Raw genomic sequence first — 2238 nt, 5'->3', positions numbered from 1 at the left:
AGAAAAACCAAAAAATTGTACCACCAAAAAATTGTATTGCAGATAAACTTAAAATTGGTTTTGGTAGAATTTTAAAATTAAAAAATTTTCTATTGGTAATAGGTGCTACAAGGTATCCTTTTGATAGTAAAGTATCTAATCCAAAATATGAGATCGATAAAGAGCTATTTGATGATTATTATTGGGAACATCCGAATAGTTTATACAAAACTAACCTGGAGCTTAACAAGTCAGTAAAACGTATAGATTCAAAATCTCAAAATGTTTTTTGGGGAAGTTCTGTCGCTTTAGACAAAGGAAGAATTGCTTTCGATCTTATACGAGAAAAACAACCAGAACAACAGCAAAGTAGTCGAGAGGTAAAGTTACTCTTAAATGACGGTAAATTACAGACTGTTTTAGCTCCAGAATATCCAGAACCTAATTCTAGTTTTGGTACTGCCCTAGAACTCAAAAATAATTTACTTTTAGTAGGTGATTTTACTTGGAATAAATCTCAAGATAAATCTCAAAGAGCATGGCTATACGATGTAGAAAAAATAAAAACAAAGCCTACACTGTTAACAGCACCCAAATCTATTATGGGAACAACTCTAGTAATTTCTAAGGATTGGGTAGCAGTAGGATTTAGTTATTCTGGTTACAATTGGAGAGGTCAACAACTTCCTAGAACTATAATTAAAAAACTAAACAGTGACGTAATGATAGTTATTGATGGTGTTGGATCTCTAACTTTAGAAGGAGATATCTTGTTAAGACAAAGAAACCGTTCTCCAGGTTTTTCAAAACCATCTCTTTTTCAAGTATTTAAGCTAGATAAACAAGGTAAATATTATTTATTTGAAGAGAGTGAAGATGTTTTAGGTGTAACCCTAAAAAATAGCTTATTAGGAATAGTTAAATACACAAAAGAAGGCAGGAAAACCTGCCTTAAAAAATTGCCGAGATCGGCAATGTAATTTTTTATTTGAACTCAAGGATAAATTTACATGACTGACAGATTTATATTTGGTAATGATGATAGAACAACTATTAATCGTCCATTCCTCTTTCCTTATTCCACAGTTACTACAATAGATGTAGCTACTACTACTACCACTAACGAAGGTACGGGAACTTTAATTCTACCAAATCATGTACTTACTGTAGCTCATAATGTTATTGCAGAAAATGACTTGCGAGTAACTACTAGTCTGCTGAATAGTAGAAATCTTAACGAACGATCGAATTTCGAGCCTCCAGATCCTCCTGAAAATGTAGACTACGATGACGAATCAGTAGGTTGGGTAGAGGTACGAAACCCAACATCTATATATGTCTAGTTAAACTACACTTCTAATCATACAAACATCAATATTAACAGTTGCACTTTATTCATACAATTACTTACGTATTAATTCGATTTACAAAACAGTAATAAACCCCATTAATCAACTATTAATTAGTAAATTCATTTAAGTAAAAAAAACGACATCAAATAATTATTCGATAAAGATAATAAATGCCAGATTAATTTACTTTACTTAAAATTTATAATATGCCTTGACATTCCCCCTTCCTTAAGTGTTATCAATAATACAGGTATGAATTGAAGCATTATTAAGGCGAATTATTTCGCCAGATTGAATTAGTATTTATTGGTTTTATTGTTAACTATTGACATTTTTTATGTCAGTGTTAGCGAAATATATCTTGTTAGTTTTATTTGACTATTAGGCGTGCTTATTATGCTTTAAAAGCAATATATTTGCATGGCGATCGGTGTAATTATTAAATTACCGATAAGATTGTCACGACCATTAATCAAATTCAAAAGTTGTTGAAGCGATCGATAATTCGCTATAACTTACTTCAACAATAAAAAAGGAGATTTTAAAAGTGATTCAACAACTACTAGCGATTTCTATGTTTCCCTTACTAATAGCTTCGACTCAACCAAAATTAACTGACTTAGATATTAAAAATAATCGAGAACACTATGAAGTTATTGGAGCAACTACAGGAAAAAAAATCGATGAAGTATTATATACAGACAAGCGTGTAATCGAAACTCATATCAGATCTGTTTTGGCAATTAAAGAAGCTTTGGCAAGAGAAGGAATAGATCCCGAACAAGTTAAAGTTTTACTTTATTACGATGGTCTAACTATAGATGACTCTTTAGCACCTAGAATGTGGCAAAACAAACCGCATCCAGATACTATTTCTTCTCCCTGGTTGGATTTAACTCGAACGGTT

3 protein-coding genes are annotated in these 2238 nt (G+C 31.5%); all 3 read left to right on the top strand.

The annotated features are described in order from the left end of the window. Positions 1 to 959 (top strand): hypothetical protein (locus tag AC33VI_RS23450; RefSeq protein ID WP_491784673.1); only part of this gene is annotated, 959 nt, incomplete at its 5' end. 30 nt (positions 960 to 989) lie between these two features. Beyond that, positions 990 to 1322 (top strand): hypothetical protein, encoded by a 333-nt coding sequence (locus AC33VI_RS23445; protein ID WP_491784672.1) that lies wholly within the window; start codon positions 990 to 992, stop codon positions 1320 to 1322. A 556-nt stretch (positions 1323 to 1878) separates the two neighbouring features. Beyond that, on the top strand, positions 1879 to 2238 hold a 360-nt coding region (locus AC33VI_RS23440; RefSeq protein WP_491784671.1), incomplete at its 3' end, for a hypothetical protein.

The organism is Waterburya sp. (assembly GCF_058530065.1).
This window is presented reverse-complemented; position numbering and strand designations above follow the sequence as displayed.